This is a genomic window from Phytoactinopolyspora endophytica, from assembly GCF_004138495.1.
GTDB lineage: Bacteria > Actinomycetota > Actinomycetes > Jiangellales > Jiangellaceae > Phytoactinopolyspora > Phytoactinopolyspora endophytica.
Window position 1 is genome coordinate 462,019 of the sequence record NZ_ML142852.1, and the last position, 1,401, is coordinate 463,419.

The window sequence follows — 1,401 nt, forward strand, 5'->3', positions numbered from 1 at the left end:
GGCACCGGCCCGCCCGCCGGTGACGCCGAGCTCGACCAGAACCGGCAACGCCGGCGCACCGTCCACACGGGCAACTATTGCCTGCATCTGCTGCACGGCCGCGGTGGAGTCGGCGAACACGTACACCTCGACGCTGGGGTCGTCGCGCATCCGCTGGACCAACCAGGCCAGACCTGGCGGGTCAAGACACTCGTTGGCCACCATGACCCGGCGTGCTCCCATGCTGATCATGGCGCGGGCCTGCCACGCGGTGGCCGCGGTCATCCCCCACACACCGTGCGCGAGCTGGCGCGCGATCAGCTCCGGGGACATGGTGGTCTTGCCATGCGGGGCGTGCGTAACCCCACGCTGAGCGCAAAACTGCTGCATCGCGGCCAGGTTGTGCGCCAACGCCGGCTCACGCAGGACCGCGACCGGAGTCGAGAAGTCGCGCAGGCTCGGCCGGGTAGCGACGAAAGCCGCGGTGGTGAGGCCATCGGCGGCGGGTGGGAAGCTCTTGCACCGCCAATCGATGACCCGCTCACCCACCTTCAGCTCGGACCCTGTTCCGGTTGCTGGGTAGATCACGACGACGCGGACGGGTTGACGGCGACCACGTCGATCTCGACCAGAATGTTGAACAGGTCCGAGCCGACAGTGGTGCGCACCGGCCGGGTACCGGTGAACCGGCGGGCGTAGACCTCATTGAACGGGGCGAAGTGCTCGTGCAGGTGCTGCAGGTGCGCGGTCACCTTCACCACATCACCCAGGCCAAGCCCGACCGCTGCCAGCGCGCGTTCGACGTTGTCGATAGTAGCCTCGGTCTGCCCCTCGATACCTTCCGGCACCTCGCCGGTGGCCGGGTCGTGCGGGCCGAACCCGGCCGTCCACACCGTGCCGCCCGCGCGGGCCACGTGACTGTACGGCCCGGCCGGCTTGGGTAGGTCGTCGCTGATGATGAACTCTGCCATCGTGATCTCCTTGTCCTTATTCCGTGTTGTTGCTCGGGCGTGTGACGTGCAGCGCTGTGAAAGTCGCCTTGCACAGGGTCTGGTCAGGCGCCCGGGGAAAGCGCCCGGCCAGCCAGCTGTGGGGTGAGTTCACCGCCACACAGGACGCGACGGCCGTTGACCCACACGTCGTCGATCCCGACCGCCAGCCGTGCCGGATCCGGGTACGTTCCCACGTCCTGCACCCTCACGGGGTCGACGACGACAACGTCGGCCACCGCCCCGGCACGCAACAGCCCCCGATCTGCCAAGCCGAACCGGCGAGCCGGGTGCCCGGCCAAGTGCAGGCTGGCCTCGCCCCACGTCCAGTCGGCCGCCTCCCGGGTGTGCAGCGCCAGGAACCTCGCGAAGGTGCCCCACGCCCGCGGGTGCGGGCGCCCGCCGACGAAGATCCCATCCGAACCACCCACGT

General features: G+C 69.3%; 3 protein-coding genes. All 3 read right to left on the reverse strand.

All coding sequences use genetic code 11. The features are described from left to right. Positions 1–567 (reverse strand): type III PLP-dependent enzyme domain-containing protein (locus ELR45_RS34945; RefSeq protein ID WP_476704128.1); only part of this gene is annotated, 567 nt, incomplete at its 3' end. Further along, entirely contained in the window at positions 564–950 is a 387-nt protein-coding gene (locus tag ELR45_RS10500; RefSeq protein WP_129665689.1) for a RidA family protein, read from the reverse strand. The genes ELR45_RS34945 and ELR45_RS10500, both read right to left, overlap by 4 nt. Before the next feature lie 83 nt (positions 951–1,033). Further along, positions 1,034–1,401 (reverse strand): amidohydrolase family protein (locus ELR45_RS37415; RefSeq protein ID WP_205856354.1); only part of this gene is annotated, 368 nt, incomplete at its 5' end.